Below are 1462 nucleotides of genomic sequence, written 5' to 3' on the forward strand. Positions count from 1 at the left end.
CCTGTTCCTGTCGGGCCGGCGGTGCCACCCCGGGGGGCCCCACCGCCTGTTGCGCTTCTCCGTCCCTGCTAGGGCCCTTCTGATGGATCTCCGTGGAGGAAGGAGCGGTGTTCGGGGCGAGTGAGAGTACCCCCTGCTCGAGCGGAGTCGAGAGCTTGGGGGAGCGTGCCGGGCATCGCGGCGCCGCGGAGATCCATCAGAAGGTCCCTAGCGCCGCACGAGGCGGAACACCCGGATCTCCCGCTCCACCCGCGCCTGGTACGCCGCGTACGGCGGCCAGAACCGCAGCAGCGCCTGCCAGGCCGCCGCCCGTTCCTCCCCCGCCAGCAGCCGGGCCGTGACCGGGACGTCCCGGCCCTTCCAGCTGATCTCCGCGTCGGGATGCGCCAGCAGGTTGTGGCTCCAGGCGGGGTGCCCGGGCCGCCCGAAGTTGGACCCGACGAGGATCCAGCAGCGCCCGCCGTCCTCGGGCATGCAGGCCAGGGGGGTACGGCGGGGCAGTCCGCTCCGCGCCCCGGTCGAGGTCAGCACCACCCCGGGGAGCAGTTGCGCGCTGAGCAGCACTCTTCCCCTGGTCAGCCGGTGGACGGCACGATCGAGGACGGGCACCACATGGGGTGCCACGCGGGCGAAGCCCCTGGTCGACGACACCTTCTGCACCACACGAGCGCCCCTCATGTGCCGGCCTCCTCGAAGACGTGTGCCGCGTCGGCCGCGTGCGCCCGCAGCCGGTGCACCGGCCCGAACAGCAGCTCGTCGCCCGCGGCACGCTTGAAGTACAGGTGAGCCTCGTGCTCCCAGGTGAATCCGATGCCGCCGTGCAACTGGATCCCCTCGGCGGCGGCACGGCGCAGCGCCTCGAGCGCCTGGGCGAGGGCGAGACCCCCGGCCGTCTCCTCGCGGGCGGTCGCGGTCGCGGCCCCGGTGACCGTGGCGCCGGCGGTGGCTTCGGTGGCGGCCGCCCAGGCCGCGTAGTACGCCGCCGAGCGGGCCGCCTGGACCTGGACGTACGCGTCGGCCAGCCGGTGCTTGACCGCCTGGAAGGAGCCGACCGGCCGGCCGAACTGCTCGCGCTGCCCCACGTACTCGACGGTCCGCTCCAGCACCCGGCCTGCCGCCCCCACGGCCTCGGCGGCGAGGCAGGCGGCGGCGGTGTCGCCGAGCCGGGCGAGGGCGGGGAGGGTGCCCACGCTCTCGTCGCCCAGCAACTCGGCCGGCACGTCGCGCAGTTGGATCCGGCCCTGCGGGCGGGTCGCGTCCAGCGCGGTCTGCCGTACGCGGGTGAGTCCGGTGGCGTCACCGCGCACCAGGAAGAGCAGGGCGCGGGAGCGGGCGAACCCCCCGGCGTGCGCGGCGACCACGAGCAGTTGGGCGCTGTGCCCGTCGAGCACCTGGTCGACCTGCCCGTACACCTGCCAGCCGCCCTCGGCCCTCCGGGCCTGGACGCCTCCGGCCCGTCCCC

2 protein-coding genes are annotated in these 1462 nt (G+C 75.1%); both read right to left on the minus strand.

The window, feature by feature from the left end:
• Positions 1-207: 207 nt before the first annotated feature.
• Positions 208-678 carry a nitroreductase family deazaflavin-dependent oxidoreductase gene (locus tag ABZ281_RS40110; RefSeq protein ID WP_356662911.1) on the minus strand — a complete coding sequence of 157 codons (471 nt, stop codon included), beginning with the start codon at positions 676-678 and terminating at the stop codon, positions 208-210.
• On the minus strand, positions 675-1462 hold a 788-nt coding region (locus ABZ281_RS40115; protein ID WP_356662912.1), incomplete at its 5' end, for an acyl-CoA dehydrogenase family protein. The genes ABZ281_RS40115 and ABZ281_RS40110, both read right to left, overlap by 4 nt.

Origin of the sequence: Streptomyces sp. NPDC006265 (assembly GCF_040613555.1) — a bacterium.
Lineage (GTDB): Bacteria > Actinomycetota > Actinomycetes > Streptomycetales > Streptomycetaceae > Streptomyces.